This window comes from Brevibacillus sp. FSL K6-2834 (genome assembly GCF_038592925.1).
In the GTDB taxonomy this organism is placed as follows: Bacteria; Bacillota; Bacilli; order Brevibacillales; family Brevibacillaceae; genus Brevibacillus; species Brevibacillus borstelensis.
In genome coordinates this window covers 5,431,490-5,454,107 of the sequence record NZ_CP151945.1, presented here as the reverse complement: position 1 = coordinate 5,454,107, position 22,618 = coordinate 5,431,490, and the positions used below count along the sequence as shown (strand labels likewise).

Here is a 22,618-nt window from a genome sequence, read left to right as displayed (position 1 = left end):
GCCTGATGATACAAATGGAAGAAACGGATAACCGGCTGATCAAGTCCGTCTCCTGCCAGGTGCAGGGGAGCGAATGCGTCATCAACTGGCATTGGCCAGAGTCGGTTCCCTGTGTCTACGTGCATAAATCGCGGCTGGATGAACCGTTCGATCCCTTTTTGCTCACGCAACGGGATGTAAAGCTGTACACCCGGGAGGAATACAAGGCAAACAGGGGCTACCGGGAGCCAGTCGAAGGAATCGGACGCTACGCCTATCGGATTTTCCCCTGCGAGCTGAGAGATGGCAAGCCGGTCATGCTCATTCCCGCAGGGGAGGATCATATCGGCCGCGTCAGCACGGGAAAGGCGAAAATCTATTATTCCGTAAAGCGCAGGAAGAGCTGGTTTCGCCCGTATCAATCGATTCAGATCCGGATTTTTTCCGAGCTGCCGATCTCCAGGGACGTGCTTTGCTACGTCAAAAAAGAAGGCTCCTACCCGGCAAACAAGGAAGACGGGACGCAGTACGCGTTCATTTCCGACCTGGAGCCCGGAGAGAACCTGATGCCGGAGATCGAAATCGGAAAAAACGACTACATCCGGCTGTTTTTTACCGACGGAAAAAAATACGGGGAACTCTACGAACTGATTCCCGAATAGGAGGGAACGGAGATGCTTACGTTTCTCAAAAACATGTTTGACAAAAAGCCGCCCCAGAAGGAAAGGCTTCCGTTTTACGATATCGTCTGCCCGTACTGCTTTTCCAAGTATTCTCCGGAAGAGGTGGTCTTTCGCGCGGCTCACCACCGCGAGGACGACGAGGACTACGCCCTGCAGGAGGACGTGATCCTCAACCAGTATCGAAACAAGTTCGGCCTGGACGACATCGAGGAGATCGAGGCCGTGATCCACCCCGAGACAATTCCCGAGGAAAACCGGATCGTCGTCGACAACGTGCTGGTCGGCCTGACGGACAAGTACGGTGTCGTCACCAAGCGGAGGCTTTGCCCCAAATGCCACAACGAGCTGCCGATCACGGCCGGCAAAGCCCCCAGCAACATCATCTCCATCGTGGGTGCCTCCCAGGTGGGCAAATCCGTCTACATGACGTCATTGATCCATACCTTGCAAAACACGACGGCCAATCACTTTAACGCCGCCTGCATGCCGCTGAATGCCCAAATCAGCCGGAAGTTCCGGGAAAACTACGAGGCACCGTTGTTCGAACGCGGGCAGCTTCTTGACTCAACGCAAAAAGAGAAGCGGCAGGAGCCGTTTATATTCCAGTTCATCTTCAAGGACAATGAGCGCGCACCGCTGATTCTCGTCTTTTTTGACGTCGCAGGCGAGGGCATGGTCGACCGGGAGTATCTGGAGATTTATGCGGCCCACGTGAAAAATTCCTCGGGCATCCTGTTCCTCGTAGACCCGCTGCAGATCCGGAAGATTCGCGACAAAATCCAGTTGAATGCAGGGGATGAGCCCGGAGAGTTTACCGCCAAGTACGACGAGCCGCGCGAGGTTGTCATCACCATGTTTGAAAACTTCATCGGGTACGAGCAGGAAAGCAAGACGCACATCCCGACGGCAGTCGTGCTGACCAAAAGCGACATGCTGCACCTCCTGAAGGAAGAGGACGGGGAGTACATCAAATCCAACAGCAATGTGTTCCGCAACTATGTTCATGAGAAGCATTTGAATCTGACCGAGTTTGAAAATATCAACGGGGAGATTCGCCGGTTCATCGAAAAAGTGGATCGGCCGTTCAAGGACGCGCTGGATGTCTACTTCACCAATACCGCCTTTTTTGCCGTATCCGCACTGGGAAGCAATCCAGTCAATCAGAAGGTGAGCGGAGTCGTCACGCCTGTCCGGGTAGATGAGCCGTTTATCTGGCTCCTGCACCAACTGGACTACATCGAGGGGAGAGAGTGATTGTGACGCGGCATTTGATCGAGCAGCAATACTACACGCGCGGGCGCCAAGGCATTTTCCGCTCCAACGAGGGGTACGATACCGTCGCCAAATCCCCGAGGCTGGACAATTCGTTTATCAAGAAGACGCTCCACCCGTTCTGCGTATACGACGCCCCGCGGGAGCTCCAGGAGAGAGAAGCGGACCCGCGGGAGTACCCAGATGCGCTGATCTGCTTCCGGGCCGAGACGGGGGAGCTGGTGATCGGTCAAAGCGTGTATGCCGGCGCCGATTTTACCGGACAGCGCAATACGTTTTTTTCCCACAACTACGTGATCCCGGCCCTTCGCCGGGACGAATTTTGCCTGCGCCCCCGCAAAATCTTCGGAATCGAAGGCTTTGACCGCAAGCATGACGAGACAGCGGGGAAGGACTTGCCATCGCTTGAGGACATCCCGTACCGGGAGGGCGATCCGGGAGACAGGAAACGGGCACTGGCTCGGCTCGGCGTAGATGAACGGACCTTCAAGCAATTGCTGTACGCCGTCATGATGTCGCTCTCGGCGAAGAAAAAGGTGTTTGTCAGCCTGGACGGCGAGGTTGGAACAGCAGCCGCATCCGCGAGGGAGCTGATGGAAATCCTCTACGGCTGCCTGCCTTACGAGATGCGCCGGCACATCGGCTTTCTGACCTACAGCAACGAGCCGCAAAGCAAGAAGCACATCAATGTCATGTTTGTGCAAAAAGGCAGTATCCGCCCCGGAGCCGGCCACATCGACAAGGAATTTCTGTTCGATCTGCCAAACAAGCGCATCTGGAATGCCGATTTGCAGGAAGGGGAACACGAATATCTCGATTTTGCCTGGATGTATCTGAATGAGCCGCGTGTGCTGGCGGATTTTTATCAGTTCGCGGAAGAAGTGCTGGCTGGCGACGAGAGCGGAGCTGGCTTGCGGCTGGCTACGTATTACGAGCTGTGCCCGCTGTTTCTGATCGAAAAGGGCAGAATGGCCGTATACGAAAAGAACCGCGCAGCTGTATGGCAGGTCATCCTGAATTATGTGGAGAATGGCCAACTGAAAAACAAAAAGCGGCTGCAAGAGCTGCTCGTCGGCCTGTTTCGCGAAGAAAAAGCGGCTGTCGCGGCCCGCGTGCTGCCTGCTGGCGAGCTCGTGCGGCTGATCATCCAATCCGGCCGCGTCGTCGAGCCCCGCAGCAAGCAAAAAGAGATGGTATTGTACCTCATGGACGTGCTGCTGAAAGGCAGGCTGATGCAGCCCGGGAAGTACTTAGGCGAGGTGTACAAGCATCTGGCCGCCGAACCGGAGATGTTTTCGCTGGTCATGAGTACGGCGTTGCGGCATGAGCAATTCGTGAAGCCGCTGTTTGAGGAGTATCTGGCCAAACGGCTGGAGGCTGCGCTCCGCATCGAGGACGTATTGAAGGAAATCGGCTTCTGGGCTGAACATGCGCCGGAGGCATTGCGAAACCCGTTCTTCAAGGAGGCGACGCGCAACAAGCTGCTCGCGCAGTTTCGCGGAAGCGGGCAAAAAACTGATGCAGCATCCCAGATCCACCGATTTTTCCGGAAGTCGCGGGAGAGCAGCGACTACGCCCGGGAAACGCTGGACGAGATCGACCGCTGCCTGTTGAAATACGTCAACCTGGAGACGCTGTCCCGCGAAGACTTTGAGGGGATCGTCGAACTGTTGGAGGATAAGCCGCAAACGTTTGCCAGAGAGCTCGATCTGGAAAGCAGGGAAACGTACGATCTGCTGATGAATCTGGCTGCGCTGGAGCAGGCCGAGGTGATTCCGCCCCCCGAGGAGTTTTTCCGCTCCTTTGACCCGGACGAGATCGACAAACAGCAGCGCCTCTTGAGAAGGCTCCTGGGGGAAAAGCTGGACCAACGGAGCTTTCCGATGGTATGGCTTGCGTTTTATCAGGCAGACTCCCAGTCGATCCACGATACGCCGTATGACAGAATGCTTTCCTTTGTCCATGAAAAGGGCGGGGAAGAAAGCGTGTATCCGTTTGTCCAGTGGACGATTACGGAACGCAGCTTCTTCCACGGGAAAGCCCTCGCGCCCGGTTACCGAGCGGCGCTAAAGCGGTATTTCCTCGAAGACAAGGGACAAAGGCTGCGCGACAAGGCTTGGCGGAAGAAATGGTACGCCGTTCGAAACGCCGACTTTCGGAGGGTGCTGGACGAGGTGCGAAACGAGAGCTCGAATGGATTGGTGCGCCTCTTCCGGCGGCATACAGGCATCATGGTCATCGGCACGGCCCTGCTTGTAGCCGGAGGCTCTGTCGGCGGTGTTATGCTCTATACGTCAAAACAAACGACGCCAGCCACCGGAGAAGCAGGCCACCCTGCATCTGGAAGCGGGACCGGCAACCCCGGTACAGGCGTGTCCGTGCCGGGCAGCGGTGAGGCAAATCCGCCTGTTCGGATCTACGGACCGATGCTGCCTGCTGGAAATGGTACCCCAGCGGGAGATGCCGGGAATGCTGGAAATACCGGGGATGCCGGAAATGGTGGAAGTACCACCGGAAATTCTGGAAGTACCGGAAATTCTGGAAATAGCGGAAACGCTGAAAACACGGGAAATACCGGTAATACCGAAAATACGAACAGTCCCGGGGATACTGGCAAAACCGGAAGTGCCGGTACTACCAAGGATGAGTCAAATGCCGGAAGCTCCGGCACCGGGGAAAACGGTACAAATAAAAGCTCGACGCCAAAAACAGGCGACGGGCAGTCCTCGCCGTCGACCCCTTAGGCACTGCCTACAGGCTCCGGATAGCGGTAAACAAACGTACGAACAATCCGTCACGAACCGCCGGTACAGCAAATTATACGCAAAAAGACGCACCAGCAAACATACCGTACACAAACCAAAGCTGCCCATTTTGACGTGCAAGCTCGAATGGAAGCAGCACTACGTCATCGCAAAACCAAATAAACAGCAAGCCAAAAGCCGTGACCAGAACAGTCACGGCTTTCTTTTTTTTGTAAAACAGGGATGCACGCTGGCGGCCCTACATCCGCGTTGCCGCCAGCCGTTTGGTCTGCCCGGCCAGATACAGCAGGAACACCAGCAGAACAAGACCCTGGGCAATGATCGCGCCGCTGACGGTTGTGCCGAGATAGATGATGACGTAGTAGATACCCGATCCAACCAGCATGAGCGCGTTCTCGACAAAGTTCTGAATGGCAATCGTTTTTCCCGTACCGACCATCTTCTTTCCTTCCTCCTGCAGGACGGTGTTCATCGGGACGATAAACACGCCGCCCATAAAGCCAACCAGGAGCAAAAACAGGATGGCAACCGCCGTGATATGAAACAGCGGGAACAGCAGGATCAGCACAAACATCAGAAAGCCGTACATGATCGAGCGGTAAAACCGCTGCAGCGGAATCAGCTTGGGAGCGAGAAACGCACCGGCGATAATCCCGATGGATGTCGTTGCCAAAATCAGCGAGACCGCAGAGCTTTTCGGATCGATCCCGAGCGCGATCGGAATCCAGGCGATAACCGCTACGCGAAGGACCGAGGAGCTCATCCAAAAGGCGCCTGTTCCGACAATGGCGAATCCGGTCTCCGGCTTTCTGAGCAGCTGCCGGAAGTGTGCAAAGAACAAACGGGTTTCCGTGCCGTAGCGAATCATCGCGTTTCCGTTGATCCTCGGGATGTTGAACGTCATCAACACGGACAAGCCGTACAGAACCAGACAAATGGCGGACGATACGAGGGTGGGGGTCATGGCGGCAATCGCGCCGCCGCCCCCGATCCCGGTCAAAATGGCGATGATCGTATACGCTTCGATGCGGGCGTTGGCATGGAAGAGCTGGTCTTCATTTTGCGTCAGCTCCGGCAGGATGCCGTACTTGGCGGGAGAGTAGACGACCGCCCCCACCCCGACGGTAAAGTAAGCGAGCATCAGCATCAGGATACTGCTTTGGTCAATAACCAGAAGAATCAGGACACCCAGCACCTTGATCAGATTGCCAACCACCAGCACGAGCGACTTCGGATGCTTGTCGGCGAAAGGCCCCACGAGCGGGGCCAAAGCGATATAAGGAAGAAAGAAGGCCATCGAAACAAGCGCCAGCATCACGGGTGAAAAGCCGTTGTCCTGCAGCAAATTGGCGATGACAAACAGGATCATGTTGTCGGCAAAGGCAGACAGGAACTGGGTAAAGTAGAGGGCCTGCAGCGGTCGCATTCGATTTTTCATCATGCGGGTTCTCCTTTTTCAGCCATTTGTTTCAGCGTAACGTAGTCCGTTTTTCCGCTGCCAAGCAAGGGCAGCGCTTTGGTCCAGCGGATGGAGGACGGGAGCAGCAGGGGAGAGAATTGCTTCTCCGCCAGGTAAGCCCGAAGCCGATCCAGCTTTGCCGTTTCATCTGTCGTGTAGAGGAGAATGCGCTCTCCTTTGCGAGCGTCGCTGATCGTGACGGTGGCAAAATCGGAATGGCCAAAGCACTGGGCAGCCAGCTCCTCCACGAGATTGAGCGAAACCATCTCTCCGCCGATTTTGGCGAAGCGCTTCAGACGCGACTGAATGGTCAAATATCCGTCGGCATCGGCTTCCACGAGGTCGCCTGTGTGGTACCATTCCTCGCAGGGAATAAACCCTTTGCCGTGAATCAGGTAGCCCTTCATGACGTTCGGGCCTTTGACGAGCAGCTCGCCGCCTTGGGTGATGCCTTCTACCTGCTCTAGCTGGTATTCCATGCCGGGCAAGAGACGCCCGACCGTACCCGGCTTGTTGGCCAGCGGCGTGTTCAGCGAGAGGATCGGGGATGTCTCTGTCGCACCGTAGCCTTCGAAAATGCGTACCCCGAATTTGTCCATCCACATCTGCCGTACATCGGGCTTCAGCTTTTCCGCTCCGGCGAAAATATAGCGGAGCGAGTAGAAGTTGTACGGATGAGCATATTTGCCGTAGCCGGCGAGGAATGTCGATGTCCCGAACATGAGCGTGATGTTCTGGTCGTAGCACAGCTCAGAGATGACCTTGTAATGAAGCGGACTCGGATACAGATAGGCCGGAATGCCCGCGATGACTGGCAGCATCGAACCCGCCGTCAGGCCAAAGCTGTGGAACATCGGCAGCGCGTTTAAAATCTTGTCCTGGTTCGTCAGATCGATCACGCTTTTTACCTGCATGATGTTGGCGTACAGGTTGGTATGCGTCAGGACGACGCCCTTCGGCTTGCTTTCGCTGCCGGAGGTAAACAGGATCAGCTCGTTTGTCTCAGCCTTTGACCGCTTGCCGGTCAGGTAGGAGACCAGGGCGGAAAGCTTGTTGCCTGTCGTAGCGGACGCCTTGACATCCTCCAGGTAAACGATGTGTACGCGCCCTTCCAGTCCGTCAATCAGATGCTGCAGCTTTCCTTTTTCAATAAACACGCGGGAGGTCAATACTGTTTTGATCCCGGCCGTTTCGCAGCAATCCAGAAGCGAGCGGATGCCGAGCGAGAAATTCAGGATCGCCGGGGTCACGCCGATCCGGAACAGGGCAAACAGTGTAACCAGATGCCCGACGGATGTCGGCAGGAGCACACCTACCGTCCGCTCGCCTTTCAACAGGTTCTGCATTTTGTCGCCGAGCAGATAGCTGCCGATGAAAAGCGTCCGGTAGTTGATGGACGATGTCATGTCTTTGGCGATGACGAGCTTTTTGCCGTGAATCCTGGAAGCCTCCAGCGCTTCGTTGAACATGTTTACATTCTGTTTCATCCGAGCCTGGAACAGCTCGCGCTGCATCGTGCGCAGGATCAGGTCGCTTCCGGCTGCCTTTTGCTCCCGCATCGAGACGTTTTCCTTTTTATGCATCGTAAATGGAGTGCCGACCGTGATGTCTACCTTCGGGAACCAGACGATGCGCAGCTTGCCTTTCAGATACGAGAATACGGAGCGCTCGAGGCCCTGGATGATGACCGGGTAAACGGTAGCGCCGGTTCGCATCGCCAGATAGCCTACGCCGCTGTAGATCTTCATCAAGCCGCCGGTTGTCGTGATGCGGCCTTCCGGGAAGATGACCAGCGAATCGCCGTTTTTGACGACGCGGATCATATGGCGAATGGAATAAGGATTCATCGGGTCAACGGTGATATGTTTTCGGAAACGCAGGAAAAGTGAAAACTTTTTTGCGATCTCTGTATTGGCTACAAAGGTCGTGTTGGATGGAAGGCAGAAGGACAGGAGCACCGCATCCAACAAAGAGACGTGATTGGGAATGATGATGCCCGGCTGGGAGAGATCCAGCTTGCCGAGGCCATGGACACGCGGGCGAAACCAGAGCATCAGAAGCCATTTGATAAAGGTATAAATGAGAACCATCTGAACCACACCTTTTCTTGTGATAAGGACCGGTCTTGTTAGTTCTCATTCTACGCGGCGCCAGAAGTAAAAAAAGTACCAACTTTCATTGGTACCTGGTCATAAGACTACCGGATAAGGCTGTGAGGAGCTGGAAAGCCGCTCAAAACAGCTTTTTTTGTTTGGCCTTGGCCGCCGCTTCCTTGCTCGTTTTGACGCCCATTTTTTTCAGGATGCGGTTGATGTGGTTTTTGATCGTGCGCTTGGTGATGTGCAGGGTCTGCTCAATCTGGGATTGCGTCTGGCCCTGGTGGATGAGCTGCAGGATGTCCTTTTCCGCCGGGGACAGCAGCTTCTGGTCCTCGCCGCTTTTCAGCCGCATGAATTCGTTTCGAAGCGCGGCGGCGGCGGTGGGATGGATGGCGGACTGGCGCTGATAGGCGGCGCGGATCGCACCGGGTATTTCCTTGAAATTGGACTTGCTGATGTAATTGACGACCGCCGCGGCGGAGAAGGATTCGACGATGACCTCCTCTGCCGTCAGCGAGGTGAGCATGATGATGGCCAGCTCGCGGCCCATCTCCGTCAGCGCCAGCGCGGTTTCGATCCCGTCGAGATTGTTCTCGGTCAGGTTGATGTCCATCAGCACGACGTCGGCTTCGCCGTCCTGAAACCAGGCGAGCGCATCGTTCTTGGCGGCGGCCTCGCCGACGATGGAGAGATCGGCCTCCTTGCTGATGAAATCAATCAATCCCTTTCGCCACACAGGGTCGTCCTCCACGATATAGACGCGGATTTGTTCCATGGGTCTCCCTCCTTTTCACAGGTGCTTTCTTTATTCGACTGACTCCACCCGCTGGTGCGGGAAGTACAAGAAGACATTTGTTCCCTCGTCCTTGACGCTGTAAATTTCCAGGGTGCCCTGGTGTTTTTGCATCACGTTGTAGCAGTAGGAAAGCCCGAGCCCGAAGTTTGTCCCCGTCTTCTTGGTCGAGAAGAAGGGATCGAGTACATGCGGAAGGTTTTCCTTGGCGATCCCTACGCCGGTGTCGGCTACGGCGATGACGAGGTGTTTCTTGGATAAAAACAGGTGCAGCGTTAGCGTGCCGCCCTGCTTCATCGCCTCCAGGGCGTTCATGGTCAGGTTGATCAAAATCTCGCGGACCTGCACAGGATCGCAGCGAAGCAGCCACTGGTCGTCCAGCTCTGTCCGGATATCCACCTGCTGTTGTTCCGCGAGGGGGCGCAAATTTTGCAGGACGTGCTCGATCAAGGCGGCGGGCTGAATCGTTTCCTCGCGCAGGGCAATGTCCCGAAGCTGCCCTTGGATGCGATTGACCATATCAAGCAGGTGGGAAGTGGACTGCTTGATCACTTGTATATCTTCCTGCAGGGCAGGCTGGTTGGTTTTCTCCGCATAATCCTGCATCCGTTCCGTGTAGAGCGAGATTTTTCCCACTTCGTTTTTGATGGTGTGGTTAATGATTTGCGCCCCTGACGTCATCGCCCGGAGTGTGCTGTCCAGACGACGTTTTTCCACGCGCCATTTGACTCCGAGAAAGCCGTACTTGACACTGATCACCAAAATCAGAAGAAACTGAATTCCGACGATCAGACTGTTGTACCTCCAGGCTTCATAGTGGTTTTGCGTCCGCATCACGTAAATGGTAATAAACACCAGAAGCACCGGGAAAATGACGAGAATATTGGTAAACAACCTGCTCTGTTTCACGAGCGGGTCTTTTTCCTTTTTGTACAGCAAGATGAGGATCAGACTGGCGGCGATAAAATACGGAATCACCCATGCCACCATCAGCCAGTAGTCAAACTGCAGCACCGGGTAGATCGGTGTGATGAGCAGCATGATCAGGGGCGGGAGCAGAGCCGCATACTGGAGAATGGTCTTGGTCTTTTGCCGCAGAAAATCTCCGGAGTGTACGGCGAACATGAGAAACGCGTAAGGCAAGCCCACCTGACAGATAAAGGACGAGACCCTGCTGGCCATGAGCAGCGCGGCGGACAGGGCAGCGGAAAGCGGAAACGAGTCCTTTACGAGCGGCAGGAGCGTCTCGTCGAATACGGCGGACAAGAACCCGCATCCTCCGACGAATGCGGTGGCGCTGGCCCAGCGTGTAGACGTGTTTTTCGGATCCGTGTACAAGACAAAGGCCCCGAAGGCCCATATGGCCAATAAGATGAGAACCATCATGGCGGCTTTTCTCCTGTCATTTGTATAGATTCCATTATACCGTACCGGAGCGGCAGGCGCCTTATTGGCAAGGTTCTCTTTTGCGGAAACTTTTGCTTCGCCCCGTCCAAAATCAAGCGGAAACAAGCATGGCTGACAGAGAAAAGGAAAAGCGCCGGCAAAACGCTTCAAGCTTTCTGATGGACAAATAAAAACAGGCCCCTTTTTCTACATGATAAGTAGAGAAAGGAGCCTTTTCCTTTGCTTCGTGCTTCTCTATTTTTTTACCGGATCTTTCGGAACAAGCTCAAAAATCTCATGCGACTCCATCGTGTCGATGAACCGGGAAAGCCAGTCGTAGTAAGCCAGTGCGTTGTCTATGCGGGTGATGCTTCTCTCCACGCGCGCCTTTAAATCTTCGGAAAGCTCTTCGTTCTGGAGCAGGGATTGGAGCTCCAGCCGGGACTTTTTCATCGCATGCACATTTTGCTCGGAAGCAGCTCTCCATTTCAAGGAGAAGAAATCAATAAAGGTCTGGTGCCAATCCAGATTGACCTCGTAGTGATCCTTCCGTGTGCCTTTTTTCCAGATTTTGTCCACCATCTGCAAATCCATCAAGGTGCGGACACCTGTGCTCATGCTCGTTTTGCTCATGCCGAGCGCTTCGCCCATCTCGTCCAAGGTCATGGCTTTATCCTGAAACAGCATTGTGCCATACAACAGACCAGTAGACATCGTAATCCCATACAGCTCCATGTTCTTGGCTAGTGTCTCGATGACCCGTTCCTGGGCCTTATTCAATTTTTCTTCATGTTTGTCTTCCATTTTGAAAAGAGCAGCTCCTCTGGTCAATTTACCTGTTAACGATTGTACTAATGAAGTTTGCGAAAGTAAATAAACGAATCTTACCGTATATGCTAGATATACTGAGAATACGGAACAAAAAGTACGTAAAGTTTTTTCTGAACAAAGATTACGCTCGAATATGGCCCCTTACCAAATTTGTGGAAACAAAGGGCCGACCGATACAATAAGAGGGTCAGATTCGTGCGAACAATTTATTCGGAGGTGACGTTATGCCAAAAATCAAGGTAGAGCAGTTGACGAAAGTATTCGGGCGTCAGCCGCAGCGCGCCCTTCCTCTTGTAAAGCAGGGTAAAACCAAGCAGGAGATTTTGAAGGAAACCGGTCTGACCGTCGGGGTCAACCAGGCCAGCTTTGAAGTAGAGGCGGGCGAAATCTTTGTCATTATGGGATTGTCCGGGAGCGGGAAGTCGACGCTGGTGCGGCTGTTGAACCGGCTGATTGAGCCTACAGAGGGAAAAGTTCTGATTGACCATGCGGATATCGTGCAGATGAACGAACAGCAGCTGCAAGAGGTCAGAAGAAAAAAACTGGGTATGGTCTTTCAAAAGTTTGCCCTTTTCCCCCACCGGACCGTATTGGAGAACGTAGAGTTCGGTTTGGAAATACAGAATATTCCAAAATCTGAGCGCGAGCCGAAAGCGCGTGAAGCTCTGTCGCTTGTCGGGCTGGCCGGCTGGGAAGACAGCTACCCGGATCAGTTGAGCGGCGGGATGCAGCAGCGGGTGGGACTCGCCAGAGCGCTGGCAAACGATCCGGATGTGCTGTTGATGGACGAAGCGTTCAGTGCGCTTGATCCGCTCATTCGCAAAGACATGCAGGATGAGCTTCTGGAATTGCAGGCGACGATGCAAAAGACGATTATCTTTATTACGCACGATCTGGATGAGGCGCTGAAGATCGGGGACCGGATCGCGCTGATGAAGGACGGGGCGATCGTTCAGATCGGAACGCCGGAAGAAATTTTGACCAATCCGGCCAATGAGTACGTGGAGAAATTCGTGGAAGACGTGGACCGCTCCAAGGTTCTTTCTGCCGAGCACGTGATGAAGCGGGCCCAAACGATTACGCTAGACAAGGGGCCGCGGGTCGCCCTGCAGCTTATGAGAGACAGCGGCGTCTCCAGCCTATATGTGGTGGACCGCAAAAAAACGCTGCTTGGCGTAGTGACGGCCGATGCGGTGAATACGGCCAAGCAGGAGTCCTTGACGTTGGAGTCTGTGATGCGAAAAGAGATTCCGACGGTCTCGCCAAAGACATTGCTTCACGAGCTGTTTGACCTGGTCGCTTTTTCAGACATTCCGGTAGCAGTAGTCGGGGAACAAAACCGCCTGCTCGGTGTTGTCGTGAAGGGCAGCGTGTTGGGAGGTCTGGCAGGGAAGGTAAATCCGGAAGTGGGCAGCACTCCCCATGCCGATCAGACTGCCGCTGCGATGGAAGGTGCGAATAGCGGTGAGAATGCAGGGACGAATGCGATGAATCCTGCAAGCTTGAATGCAAGCGCGAATACGCGTGTGAATATCGGTGTGAACAAAAGCGAAAACAAGCAGGCTGCCGCGGACGTGAAAACGGATGAGGATCATGCTTTCGCGGAAGAAAGGCAGGTGAAGTAGGATGGGAGAGCTTTTTCCTAAGTTGCCGGTAGACCGTTGGATAGAAAATGTGGTTGATTTTTTGGATGATCATCTGGGCATCGTCTTTGACATGATTACGACAGTGATCGGCGGTCTTGTCGATTTGTTTGCCCTGTTGTTTTCGGGGTTGCCGTCGTGGCTTTTGATCATCGTCCTGGTGCTGCTCGCTTATCGTGCAGGAAAATGGCCAATCGCCCTGTTCTCGTTTATCGGACTTCTTCTGATCGAAAATCTGGGGTATTGGGAGCACGCCATGGATACCCTGGCATTGGTTATGACTGCTGGTCTTATCTCTGTCATTATCGGTATTCCTGTCGGGATTTGGTGTGCGCGAACGGATAGCGTCCGCAATGTTGTGACGCCTGTTCTGGATTTCATGCAAACGATGCCGGCGTTTGTCTACCTGATTCCGGCGATCTTCTTCTTTGGTCTGGGCAAAGTGCCCGGGGTCATCGCCTCCGTTATTTTTGCGATGCCGCCGACGATCCGGCTGACCAATCTGGGGATCAGACAAGTGCCAGCCGAGCTGATCGAGGCTTCGGATGCATTCGGCTCCACGGCGTGGCAAAAGCTGGTGAAAGTACAGATGCCGCTTGCCAGACCAACCGTTATGGCAGGTATCAACCAAAGCATCATGCTCGCGCTGTCCATGGTCGTGATCGCGTCGATGATTGGTGCCAAAGGACTCGGGGCGGACGTGTACCGCGCCGTTACCCAGATCAAGATCGGTGCAGGCTTCGAAGCCGGTCTGGCAATCGTCATCATGGCCATTTTATTGGATAGGATCACCCAAAGCATGGGGAAAAAGAAAAACGCCTAGGAGGGGTCTTCATGAAAAAGAGATGGAGCACAGGAATCGCAGCCGTATTGGGAATTAGCTTGCTGATGGCAGGCTGCTCGGGAGCGCCATCCGCGGAGCTGCCAAAAGATAGCCAGGGCGGCCAGTCCGCAGAAGGTTCAACCGGCGGTTCCGGCGGTGTCGGAGCCCAGGTCGACTACAAAATCATCGGGATCGATCCGGGTGCTGGCATTATGAAAGCGGCAGAAAAAGCCATCGAGGAATACGACCTGAAGGATTGGGAGCTGGTCGAGGGCTCCGGTGCCGCGATGACCGCCGCTTTGACACAGGCGTACAAGGACAAAAAGCCAATCATCATCACAGGCTGGACACCGCACTGGAAGTTCTCCAAGTATGAGCTGAAATACTTGAAGGACCCGAAAGGCGTGTTCGGAGCAGGTGAAGAGATTCATACGGTTGTGCGTAAAGGGTTGAAGGAGGATCAGCCAAGCGCGTATGCTTTCCTCGACAATTTCCATTGGACGACCGAGGACATGGAAAAAGTGATGCTGGACATTGCAGACGGGAAAAAGCCCGAGGAAGCAGCAGCCGAATGGGTGAAAAACAACGAAGAAAAGGTAAACAAGTGGGTTGAGGGCATTCAGCCTGCGGACGGCAAGAAGATTTCCCTGGCGTATGTAGCGTGGGATTCGGAAATTGCCAGCACGAATGTCGTCAAGACCGTTCTGGAACAAAAGCTGAAGTACCAGGTCGAGCTGAGCCAGGTGGAAGCAGGTCCGATGTGGGCTGGCGTAGCCAATGGCGATGTGGACGGAATGGTAGCGGCATGGCTGCCGACCACTCACGCCGATTACTATGAAAAGCTGGGTAAAGACGTCGAAGACCTGGGCGCGAATCTGGAAGGAACCAAGGTTGGACTCGTCGTTCCTGCTTATATGGACATCGACTCGATTGAGGATTTGAAGAAGTAAGGACAAATCCGGTGAGAAAAGGCTAGGTAAGCGAGCAAGTAGGGAAGCGGATAAGCAAAAAAGCAAATAAGTTAGCGGGTAAGCAAGTAAGAGTGAGCAAGTAAGTGAGTAAGTAAGCAAACAAAGATGCAAGCAAGGTATCTAAAAGAAAGACAGCCCTGTTCCCGATTCATTCGGGTGCAGGGCTGTACTTTTTTGTATTTATAGACCTGGAAGCTGCAGAGGTGAGGAAGCTAAGGAACACGGAACACGACCTACCCGGGTTACTTCGGAAACGCGACCGTGACCTTGAAGTAGTCTCCGTCGATCTCAATCTCGAGACGTCCTCTCTGGAGCTCTACGATGCTTTTGGCAATCGCCAGACCGAGGCCGGAGCCTTCGGTATGCCGTGATTTGTCACCCCGTTTGAACCTCTCGAAGAGTTCTTCGGCATCGAAGTCGATCTCGTAGGCGGAGACGTTTTTCATGGTGAGGATGACTTCTGCGTTTTGCTCGGACAGGGAGACGTACACGCGCGTATTCGGCATGGAATACTTCAGCGCATTGACGATCAGGTTTTCCAGCACTCTCCACGTTTTGTTGCCATCCAGCTTGGCAAACATCTGCTGCTGCTCGACCTGCACGCGGAAGGTGAGCGAGGACTCCTCGATCTTGTCACTGAACTCCGCCAGGGCCTGATTCAAAAGCGAAGCCACGTTGACGTTCTCCACCTGCAGCTCTACCGCTCCGCTGGCCATCTTGGACGCCTCGAACAGATCGTCGATCAGCACCTTAAGCCGCTGGGTCTTTCTGTCCAGCACCTCGATATAGCTTGCGACCTCTTCAGGCTTCAGATTTTCCCCTTTTAAGAGATTGACATAGTTGACGATAGAGGTGAGCGGCGTTTTCAAGTCGTGGGAGACGTTGGTGATCAGCTCCGACTTGAGCCGTTCGCTTTTTATCTGGCCTTCGACGGATTCCTTGAAGCCTTGCTTGATATTGTTCAGGTTGTCGGCCAGGCGGGACAGGTTTCCTTTTCCTTTGCCTGTCGCGATGATCTGGTGGTCCAGATTTCCGGCTGCCATCTCTTCGGCACCGCGGAAGATTTTGTTCATCAGGCTGATTCTCCTGAGAATGTACGGAAGCACGATAGTGACGTAAAACAGGCAGTAAGCTCCTGAAACCAACAGGAAGAGCTCTTCGCGACGATCAAGGGAAATGAGAGCGACCAATGCGCTCACGGGAAAGGCAAGCGACAGGCCAACCATCAGGATGAGCTTGACCAAGATGTTTCGATTGGCCAATACATCCGTGAGCAGTTCACGGTATTTGACAAACCAGCTTTTCTGCCATTGCCGCTGCCACAGCTCTCGGTCCCGTAGCATCCGAGCGGCCTCTATCAAGCAGAGCGTAACGTAGGCTGCGGCGAACGATTCCAGCCCGAGGATAATGAGCTGCTCGGGACGAAGAGGCAGCGAAAAAAACGAGACGGAGATGGCCAGCACAACCGCGCAGAAGACGGCAAAGAACAGCACGAAGATTCGCAGGTCAACGGGAATGCGCCGCAGCAAGAAGAGCGAGCCTTCGACAAAGGAGAGCTCGGCTGCGCGCTTGCGCAAATACAGGAACAGTCCGACCGCAGCTACAGCGGTGATGACGAGCAGGGCGCATTCCTTGAACAGCCTTTCGCGGATCGCCGCATAATACTGCGCGTTGGAGTGGATCAGGCTGTATCCTTCCACATTTTTCGGGACGTAGATGATCCCTTCCCAGTGATTGGTTTGAAAAAAGTGATTGATCCAACGGAAGCTGTTATCCGTTTCGTTGTCGCTGTTAGGAAAGCGGATGGAATAGACAGAGTTGGATTTCAGTTCTTCCACCGAAGGAGGGGTCGGTACATTGGTGTACACCTCGTCCCTGTTCTTGTTCACGATGTAGTAGCGGAATGACCCGCTCCGCAAAGCGATGCTGTCCTCCAGATCCCTGTATTCCTGGTCCTTTGCGGCAACGGCTTGCTTCACCGCTTGCCGGAACGATTCTTCCTGAGACTGGCGTATCTTTTGCAGTTCCTGGTCTCTTGCCTGTTCCAGCTTGGGGACATTCGCCGCTTTTCCGGAAGCCTCGGCTTCCGCGATCAGTGAAGCGTAATGCTGGTTGATTTCTTCCATTTGCCCCGCAGAGCTGCTCGCGAAATCGCTCTTGAGCTGCTCGTATTGATCTTCTCCGAGCTTCTCCATATCTGTTTTGTCGGGATACCCCCGGTAGTTGAAATGAAGCCTTTTGACCATGTCGATAAACTGGCTGAGCTCCTCCTGGAAGCCATTTGTCTTGTAGTAGCGGTCCTGTTGAAGGTAATCGGTCCGCAAAGCGATGTCCGCCGACGCCAGGAAAGAAAGAGAGGTCATACACAGGAACAGCAGGGAAACCAGAATCAGCCCCAGCTTATTTTTCGATTTTGTATCCAATTCCCCATACCACCTTTAAATATTTCGGTTCCTTCGGGTTGATCTCGATCTTTTCCCTGATTCTTCTCACATGTACAGCCACCGTATTTTCGGCGTTCATGTACGGTTCCTTCCAGACCAGCTCGTATATTTCTTCAATGGAGAAGACACGGCCCTTGTTTTTCATCAGCAGCTCGAGGATTTTGTACTCCGTAGGGGTCAGGCGAACCTCCTCGTCATCGACAAAAACCGTCTTGGAGGTCGTGTTGAGGACTAGCCCCCTGACGTGAATTTCGTCTTCGCCCGCAACATACGTCCCCAGATGGGTATAGCGCCGCAGCTGCGATTTGACCCGCGCTACCAGCTCCATCGGGTTAAACGGCTTCGTTACATAGTCGTCCGCTCCGACGTTAAGCCCGAGGATTTTGTCCGTATCCTCCGATTTTGCCGACAGCATGATGATCGGAATGTTTCGGCTTTCCCGGATGGCAAAGGTCGCTTTGATCCCGTCCATCTGCGGCATCATAATATCCATGATAATGAGGTGCAAATCCTCGCTGTTTAACACTTCCAAAGCTTGAAGTCCGTTCTCCGCTTTGAATACCTTGATGTTTTCGTTCTTGAGATAAATTTCGATCGCGTCGCGGATTTCTGCTTCATCGTCCACGACAAGCACATTATACTTGGACACGCCAGCTTCCCACCTTACGAATCTTTCTTGTGTCTGTTCATTTCCCGAACCGAGGAGATATTTCTATCATACCGGGTACTTTTTACAAAAGGGCTTTGAAAATCCTTACAAAATTCTTACGAAAAGAAATGATAGGCGAAAAAGAAAACAATGACCCGCAAGACAGGGCACCTGGTAAAGTGTCCGGCTTGCGGGTCAAAGCTCAGCATTCGGATCATAGCTCAGCAATTTTCCGATGATGCTTTTTTATGGCAAACAATGATCGTGCAGAATTGTGCTGCGTTTTTATCAGCCGTAGCTCGCATAGGCGATAATGCCTTCTTCTTCGTCTAGAACGAGTTCCAGTCTGGCCGAATAAGGATCGCGGTGCATGTACGTCTGCAGCCAATAACGGATCGCTTCAATAATGTTGATTTTGATAAAGATCTGCTTGCGGTCGTTGGCGTACACTTCAGCGGAAAAACCGTAGTCCTCGTCCCACATCAGCTCGACGGCAACCTCTTGCGGCTGAATCTGCTTTTTGCTCGCCACATGCATGCAAATGGCGTTTATAATGTCCTGCTCAAGAATTTTTATCGTTTCCATGTATCCCATTCCTGCTTTTTACGCTGGTTTTTAAAGAGCAAGTAAACCTTCCGGATCACAGCGATCAACACGATGACCGCGAGGATGTTGATCATAAATCCGAGGATGGAGCCGAGTACGCCCAAATCGCTGAACAGGCTGCCAAACAGCAATCCTGCCAGACCGCCGACGAGCAGGCCTTTCATGAAACCGCCTTTGCTCGGTGCAGCAGTAGATGTATTTTTTACCGGTGTTGTGGAATTCGTGGTGTTGTTGTTCGTCGTCGCATTTACATTGGAATCCGCTTTGTTCGGCGTCGTTTTTGTAGGAGCGATAGACTTTTTGCCGGATTTGTAGCCTTTGGCATCGGCGTGATCGGTTACAAAGCCAGTTGGAGCCAGTACAAGGACAAACGCAATGACCAACATCAGTAATTTTTTCATTATAGGAAAAGTCATCTCCTTTTTATTTTCCGTCTATATATAAGTCTATGATTATTTGTCGGCTTATTCAACCGGTATCGATAGTAAATTGCGATTTGTCACAGATTGTATGATTTTCTATCGTTCGTAAAATAGTCCTCATTTACTACGCTCGATAGGCTGCGAGTATGTTATTATAATTTTGCTATAGTATTTTTAACCTAATTAAAAATTCTGAAAAAGGCAAACCCACTGAAAGGCGGGGACGCAAAGCCACGGGTCTAAGGCTGCATAAAAATGCGGCTACGACAGCCGGGTTGCCAGACCGAAGCAAAGAAGCTGTCGGAATGGCAGTCTTCTTTTTTTTGTGCCCAAAAAAGAAGGCAGGTCGTCGCGTGTAGGGGGATAGGGAGGGATCATATCCATGGGAAACAGTCTCAAGCAAAAACTGATTGTGGTGATGAGCATCCTGCTAATTATCAGTTTGATTTCTGTATCTGTTGCGAGTTACTGGAGCTCCTCGAGTATTCTGGAAACGAGCCTTGACAAGGAAGCCGAGCTGAGCGCAAAAAATCTGTCTGAACAGATTGAAACGTTTTTTAACAGCAAAATTATCATTCTCGAAACGATTTCCAAAATGATCTCGGAAGACAACGATCAGGCAAAGGACCTGAAGCTGATTCAGGACGCCCAGAAGCAACACCCGGAGTTTGAAACCTTCTTCTTTTCCTACGACCTGACCGGAAACCGTGTCATCAACTTCAAAGGCGAAGTGACACAGGTTTCCGACAGGGAGCACTTTCAGGCTGCGGGAAAAGGCGAAGGGAAAGTGATCATCTCGGAGCCGGTCGTCTCCAAGCGTACCGGCAACAATATCGTGACGATCATCGTACCGCTGATGAAAAACAACAAGCAGTACGGGTACATGGGGTCTACCATCCCGATCAACGAAATTCAGACAACCGTTTCCGAGGAAACCTTTGGGCAGACAGGCTACGCTTTCCTCGTCAGTCAAAAAGGAACCTATGTCTGGAATCCAAATGAAGAGTTGATCCTGAAGGAGTCTCTGGCTACTACCGATATTCCGCAGCTGCAGGAGGCTTTCCAAGCGATCCAGAGCGGCGGAGAGGGAACGGTTCAGTACGAGGCGGATGGCAAGGAAATGTTCGCATCCTACGCGTCTACTGACCAACACTGGGGGGTATTTATTGCCGCTCCATCTGAAGAGCTGCATGCCCCTATCGCTGAATTGATGGTGAAGCTGTTGATCATCTCCGGCGTCGCTATCGTTCTCGCTATCGCCGTCGTTTATGCCGTGGCAGTCAGCATGGTCCGGCCTATTCAGCGTCTGAACCAGGTGGTGCAGGTGGTGGCGAAGGGCGACTTGACCAATAGCGTGACCGTGCAAGGAAAAGACGAGATCGCCGTGTTGTCCCGCGATTTCAACCAAACGGTGAATCATTTGAAGGACTTGATCCAGGGTGTCTCCCTGTCTTCGGATGAGGTGCTCTCCTTCACGAAGGAAGTATCTGCCGGGATAGATCAAGCGACCCAGGCAGTAAACCGGATCAGCAGCTCTGTTCAACAAATTGCTGACGGCGCCGCAGCGCAGGCTGGCAGTGCGCAGGAAGTCGCGCTTTCGATGAATGATATGGCCGTCGGCATCGTGAAGATTGCGGAGACATCCTCGCGGGTATCGGAATCTGCGCAGGAGGCGGCCAAACAGGCGGAGCAGGGCGCTACGGTGGTAGATCACGCCGTGCAGCAAATGACGAGTATCGGAGAGGGCACTGCCAAGGTGTCGACAGCCATCGAAAAACTGCATGCGCGGTCCCAGGAAATCGAAAGCATTCTTGACACGATCAGCGGGCTGACCTCACAGATCAATCTCCTCGCCTTGAACGCATCGATTGAAGCGGCACGGGCAGGCGAGCATGGCCGCGGCTTCGCGGTTGTAGCGGGTGAAGTGAAGAGTCTGGCGCATCAGTCTGAAGAATCGGCGGCGAAAATCGCTCAGCTGATCCAGGAAATCCAGCAGGATACCGCGGAAGCAGTCGAGGCGATGGATGCCGGGAATAAAAACGTGAAAGACGGTGTTGAGCTGATCGAGGAAGTGCGAGCCATTTTTGATCGCATCATGAGCGCATCGCGCAATGTAGCAGACCACATCCTCGAAGTCTCCGCCGCTTCGGAAGAAATGTCGGCCGGTTCGGAAGAGGTAAGCGCATCGGTGGCAGAAATGCACGCCATCGCCAACCATGCATCCGAGGATGCAAAAAATGTGGCGGAAGCGACACATCAACAACTGCGTACGATTGAAGATATTGCCGAATCCGTCGGCAAGCTGCAAGATGTGGTGGATGAAATGCAGAAGAGGCTTGGGAAATTTACGCTGTAGCCATACGCTGTGGCCATTTTGGATATCAGTAGGAAAAGCCTCCTGCGAAAGGGGGGATGCCTCTGGGAGATAGCAGGAAACATCTGGAAAGTGTTGAGGCAGAAACAAAGACAAAAGCATTGGATCTGGAGGAGAAGAAGATGAAAAACTGGAAAAAACTCATGATGGCAAGTACTGTAGCCGCTGCTTTGCTTGCGACAGGCACAGTCGGCAATGCTTCGGCGATGAGCTCTGTCGCGGCGGCCAATCAAAATGCTGTATACGCGAAAAATACCGATCTGAAACAGGAAAATAAAAAGTTTGAGTCCCGCCTCGATGCGATCATTAAGCGGGGGTACATCCTCATCGGCACACCGGGTGACTACAAACCTTTCACATATTTGAATCCGAAGACTGGCGAGTTTGAAGGTTACGATATCGACGCCATGAAAGAGTTTGCGAAAAGTCTGGGCGTAGAAGCCCGCTTCGTCCAAACCTCCTGGCCGACATTGATGGATGACCTTTTGGCTGACAAATTCGATATCGCTGTTGGCGGCGTTACTCGCAATACCGAAAGACAGAAAAAGGCCCACATGAGCGAAGGCTACATCCAATTCGGAAAGGCTCCGCTGATCCGCAAAGAGGATAAAGACAAGTACAAAACCGTTGAAGACATCAACAAGCCGACTGTCCGCATTGGCGTGAATCCAGGCGGAACCAACGAAAAATTTGTTCGCGAGCACCTGACAAACGCGAAGGTGACAGTAGTGGAAAACAACCTCGACATTCCGGGCCTCGTAGCCAACGGCACTTATGATGTGATGATTACGGACACGCTGGAAGCCATGGTTTACCAAAAGGCAGACCCGCGCTTGTATGCGGCTTTGACTGACAATCCTTTCACCAAAAGCGAAAAAGCGTACATGATCCACCGCGGAGATTTTATCTTTGCCAGCTATCTGGATGTATGGATGGATGAAATGAAGCTGCAAGGCAAATTTGATGAGCTGTACAAAAAGTGGCTCCAATAGCCAAATATTGCTATAGTGGAAATATCGCTGCGTGTAGGCACGCAGCGATGTTTGCTAATTGACGAAAATGATGGTATGATATTATCTATGTTAAAAAGACATGAATACCCGGGAACGATTTTGCGGCCTCTCATGAGGTTTCAAGCGGAAACGGTTTTGAGGTTTTCTTGCTTTTTATCAATTGTTTACATGAGGAGGCCACAATCGTGATCGGAAAAGTAAAATGGTTTAATGCTGAAAAGGGCTTTGGTTTCATTGAGCGTGAAGATGGTGACGACGTATTCGTTCACTTCTCCGCGATCCAAGGAAATGGTTTCAAAAGCCTGGAAGAAGGACAAAATGTTGAATTTGACATCGTGGAAGGCAATCGCGGTCCACAAGCTGCAAACGTAAACAAACTGTAAATCCTTCTGATATAGACGCGAAA

Annotated in this window: 18 protein-coding genes and 1 riboswitch; of the genes, 9 read left to right on the top strand and 9 right to left on the bottom strand. The window is 52.8% G+C overall.

Features of this window, described 5'->3' with window-relative positions; translation table 11 throughout:
• The first annotated feature begins 5 nt into the window (after positions 1-5).
• Genes NST96_RS26315 through NST96_RS26305 form a run of 3 tightly spaced genes read left to right on the top strand, consistent with a single transcriptional unit; the run spans position 6 to position 4,678 of the window.
• Positions 6-641, top strand: coding sequence for a hypothetical protein (locus NST96_RS26315; RefSeq protein WP_003388644.1), 636 nt, complete (start codon positions 6-8; stop codon positions 639-641).
• 12 nt (positions 642-653) lie between these two features.
• Positions 654-1,916, top strand: a complete 1,263-nt coding sequence (locus NST96_RS26310; protein ID WP_122958304.1) for a hypothetical protein — start codon at positions 654-656, stop codon at positions 1,914-1,916.
• 2 nt (positions 1,917-1,918) lie between these two features.
• Complete coding sequence (locus tag NST96_RS26305) at positions 1,919-4,678, top strand: hypothetical protein (protein WP_342405085.1); 2,760 nt, start codon at positions 1,919-1,921, stop codon at positions 4,676-4,678.
• A gap of 259 nt (positions 4,679-4,937) precedes the next feature.
• Here NST96_RS26305 and lplT read toward each other — a convergent pair whose 3' ends face one another.
• From lplT to NST96_RS26280, 5 genes are all read right to left on the bottom strand, one after another.
• A complete protein-coding gene (gene lplT, locus NST96_RS26300) occupies positions 4,938-6,137 on the bottom strand; it encodes a lysophospholipid transporter LplT (protein WP_122957995.1) in 1,200 nt (399 codons plus the stop codon).
• Positions 6,137-8,248, bottom strand: coding sequence for an AMP-binding protein (locus tag NST96_RS26295; protein WP_003388637.1), 2,112 nt, complete (start codon positions 8,246-8,248; stop codon positions 6,137-6,139). The genes lplT and NST96_RS26295 overlap by 1 nt, the downstream gene beginning before the upstream one ends.
• Positions 8,249-8,390: 142 nt before the next feature.
• Complete coding sequence (locus NST96_RS26290; RefSeq protein WP_341074298.1) at positions 8,391-9,032, bottom strand: response regulator transcription factor; 642 nt, start codon at positions 9,030-9,032, stop codon at positions 8,391-8,393.
• A gap of 30 nt (positions 9,033-9,062) precedes the next feature.
• Positions 9,063-10,436, bottom strand: a complete 1,374-nt coding sequence (locus NST96_RS26285) for a HAMP domain-containing sensor histidine kinase (RefSeq protein WP_024984501.1) — start codon at positions 10,434-10,436, stop codon at positions 9,063-9,065.
• Positions 10,437-10,691: 255 nt separating this feature from the next.
• Positions 10,692-11,240, bottom strand: a complete 549-nt coding sequence (locus tag NST96_RS26280) for a hypothetical protein (protein ID WP_003388634.1) — start codon at positions 11,238-11,240, stop codon at positions 10,692-10,694.
• Between the two features lie 251 nt (positions 11,241-11,491).
• On the opposite strand from NST96_RS26280, the gene proV reads away from it, so the two are divergent.
• Genes proV through NST96_RS26265 form a run of 3 tightly spaced genes read left to right on the top strand, consistent with a single transcriptional unit; the run spans position 11,492 to position 14,683 of the window.
• Positions 11,492-12,892, top strand: coding sequence for a glycine betaine/L-proline ABC transporter ATP-binding protein ProV (proV, locus tag NST96_RS26275; RefSeq protein WP_003388633.1), 1,401 nt, complete (start codon positions 11,492-11,494; stop codon positions 12,890-12,892).
• 1 nt (position 12,893) lies between these two features.
• Positions 12,894-13,733: a proline/glycine betaine ABC transporter permease gene (locus tag NST96_RS26270; RefSeq protein ID WP_024984499.1), complete on the top strand. Its 840-nt coding sequence runs from the start codon at positions 12,894-12,896 to the stop codon at positions 13,731-13,733.
• Between the two features lie 11 nt (positions 13,734-13,744).
• Entirely contained in the window at positions 13,745-14,683 is a 939-nt protein-coding gene (locus tag NST96_RS26265) for a glycine betaine ABC transporter substrate-binding protein (protein WP_003388631.1), read from the top strand.
• Positions 14,684-14,946: 263 nt separating this feature from the next.
• On the opposite strand, the gene NST96_RS26260 is transcribed toward NST96_RS26265, so the two are convergent.
• The 4 genes from NST96_RS26260 to NST96_RS26245 form a co-directional block, all read right to left on the bottom strand.
• Positions 14,947-17,127 carry a sensor histidine kinase gene (locus NST96_RS26260; RefSeq protein ID WP_327926043.1) on the bottom strand — a complete coding sequence of 727 codons (2,181 nt, stop codon included), beginning with the start codon at positions 17,125-17,127 and terminating at the stop codon, positions 14,947-14,949.
• Positions 17,105-17,797, bottom strand: coding sequence for a response regulator transcription factor (locus NST96_RS26255; protein WP_122957994.1), 693 nt, complete (start codon positions 17,795-17,797; stop codon positions 17,105-17,107). Before NST96_RS26255 ends, NST96_RS26260 begins: the two co-directional genes overlap by 23 nt.
• 288 nt (positions 17,798-18,085) lie before the next feature.
• Positions 18,086-18,382, bottom strand: coding sequence for a YxcD family protein (locus NST96_RS26250; RefSeq protein ID WP_003388627.1), 297 nt, complete (start codon positions 18,380-18,382; stop codon positions 18,086-18,088).
• On the bottom strand, positions 18,370-18,804 hold the full coding sequence (locus NST96_RS26245) for a hypothetical protein (protein ID WP_003388625.1): 435 nt from the start codon (positions 18,802-18,804) through the stop codon (positions 18,370-18,372). Before NST96_RS26245 ends, NST96_RS26250 begins: the two co-directional genes overlap by 13 nt.
• Before the next feature lie 211 nt (positions 18,805-19,015).
• A riboswitch (cyclic di-GMP riboswitch) is annotated at positions 19,016-19,108 on the top strand.
• A gap of 99 nt (positions 19,109-19,207) precedes the next feature.
• On the opposite strand from NST96_RS26245, the gene NST96_RS26240 reads away from it, so the two are divergent.
• The 3 genes from NST96_RS26240 to cspD all read left to right on the top strand — a co-directional run bounded on the left by NST96_RS26240 (position 19,208) and on the right by cspD (position 22,595).
• Positions 19,208-21,181, top strand: a complete 1,974-nt coding sequence (locus NST96_RS26240) for a methyl-accepting chemotaxis protein (protein WP_003388623.1) — start codon at positions 19,208-19,210, stop codon at positions 21,179-21,181.
• A 140-nt stretch (positions 21,182-21,321) separates the two neighbouring features.
• The gene (locus NST96_RS26235; protein ID WP_024984496.1) at positions 21,322-22,191 is read left to right on the top strand and encodes a transporter substrate-binding domain-containing protein; all 870 of its coding nucleotides are present in this window, start codon (positions 21,322-21,324) and stop codon (positions 22,189-22,191) included.
• A 203-nt stretch (positions 22,192-22,394) separates the two neighbouring features.
• Positions 22,395-22,595, top strand: a complete 201-nt coding sequence (gene cspD / locus NST96_RS26230; RefSeq protein ID WP_171505950.1) for a cold-shock protein CspD — start codon at positions 22,395-22,397, stop codon at positions 22,593-22,595.
• The last annotated feature ends 23 nt before the right edge of the window (positions 22,596-22,618 follow it).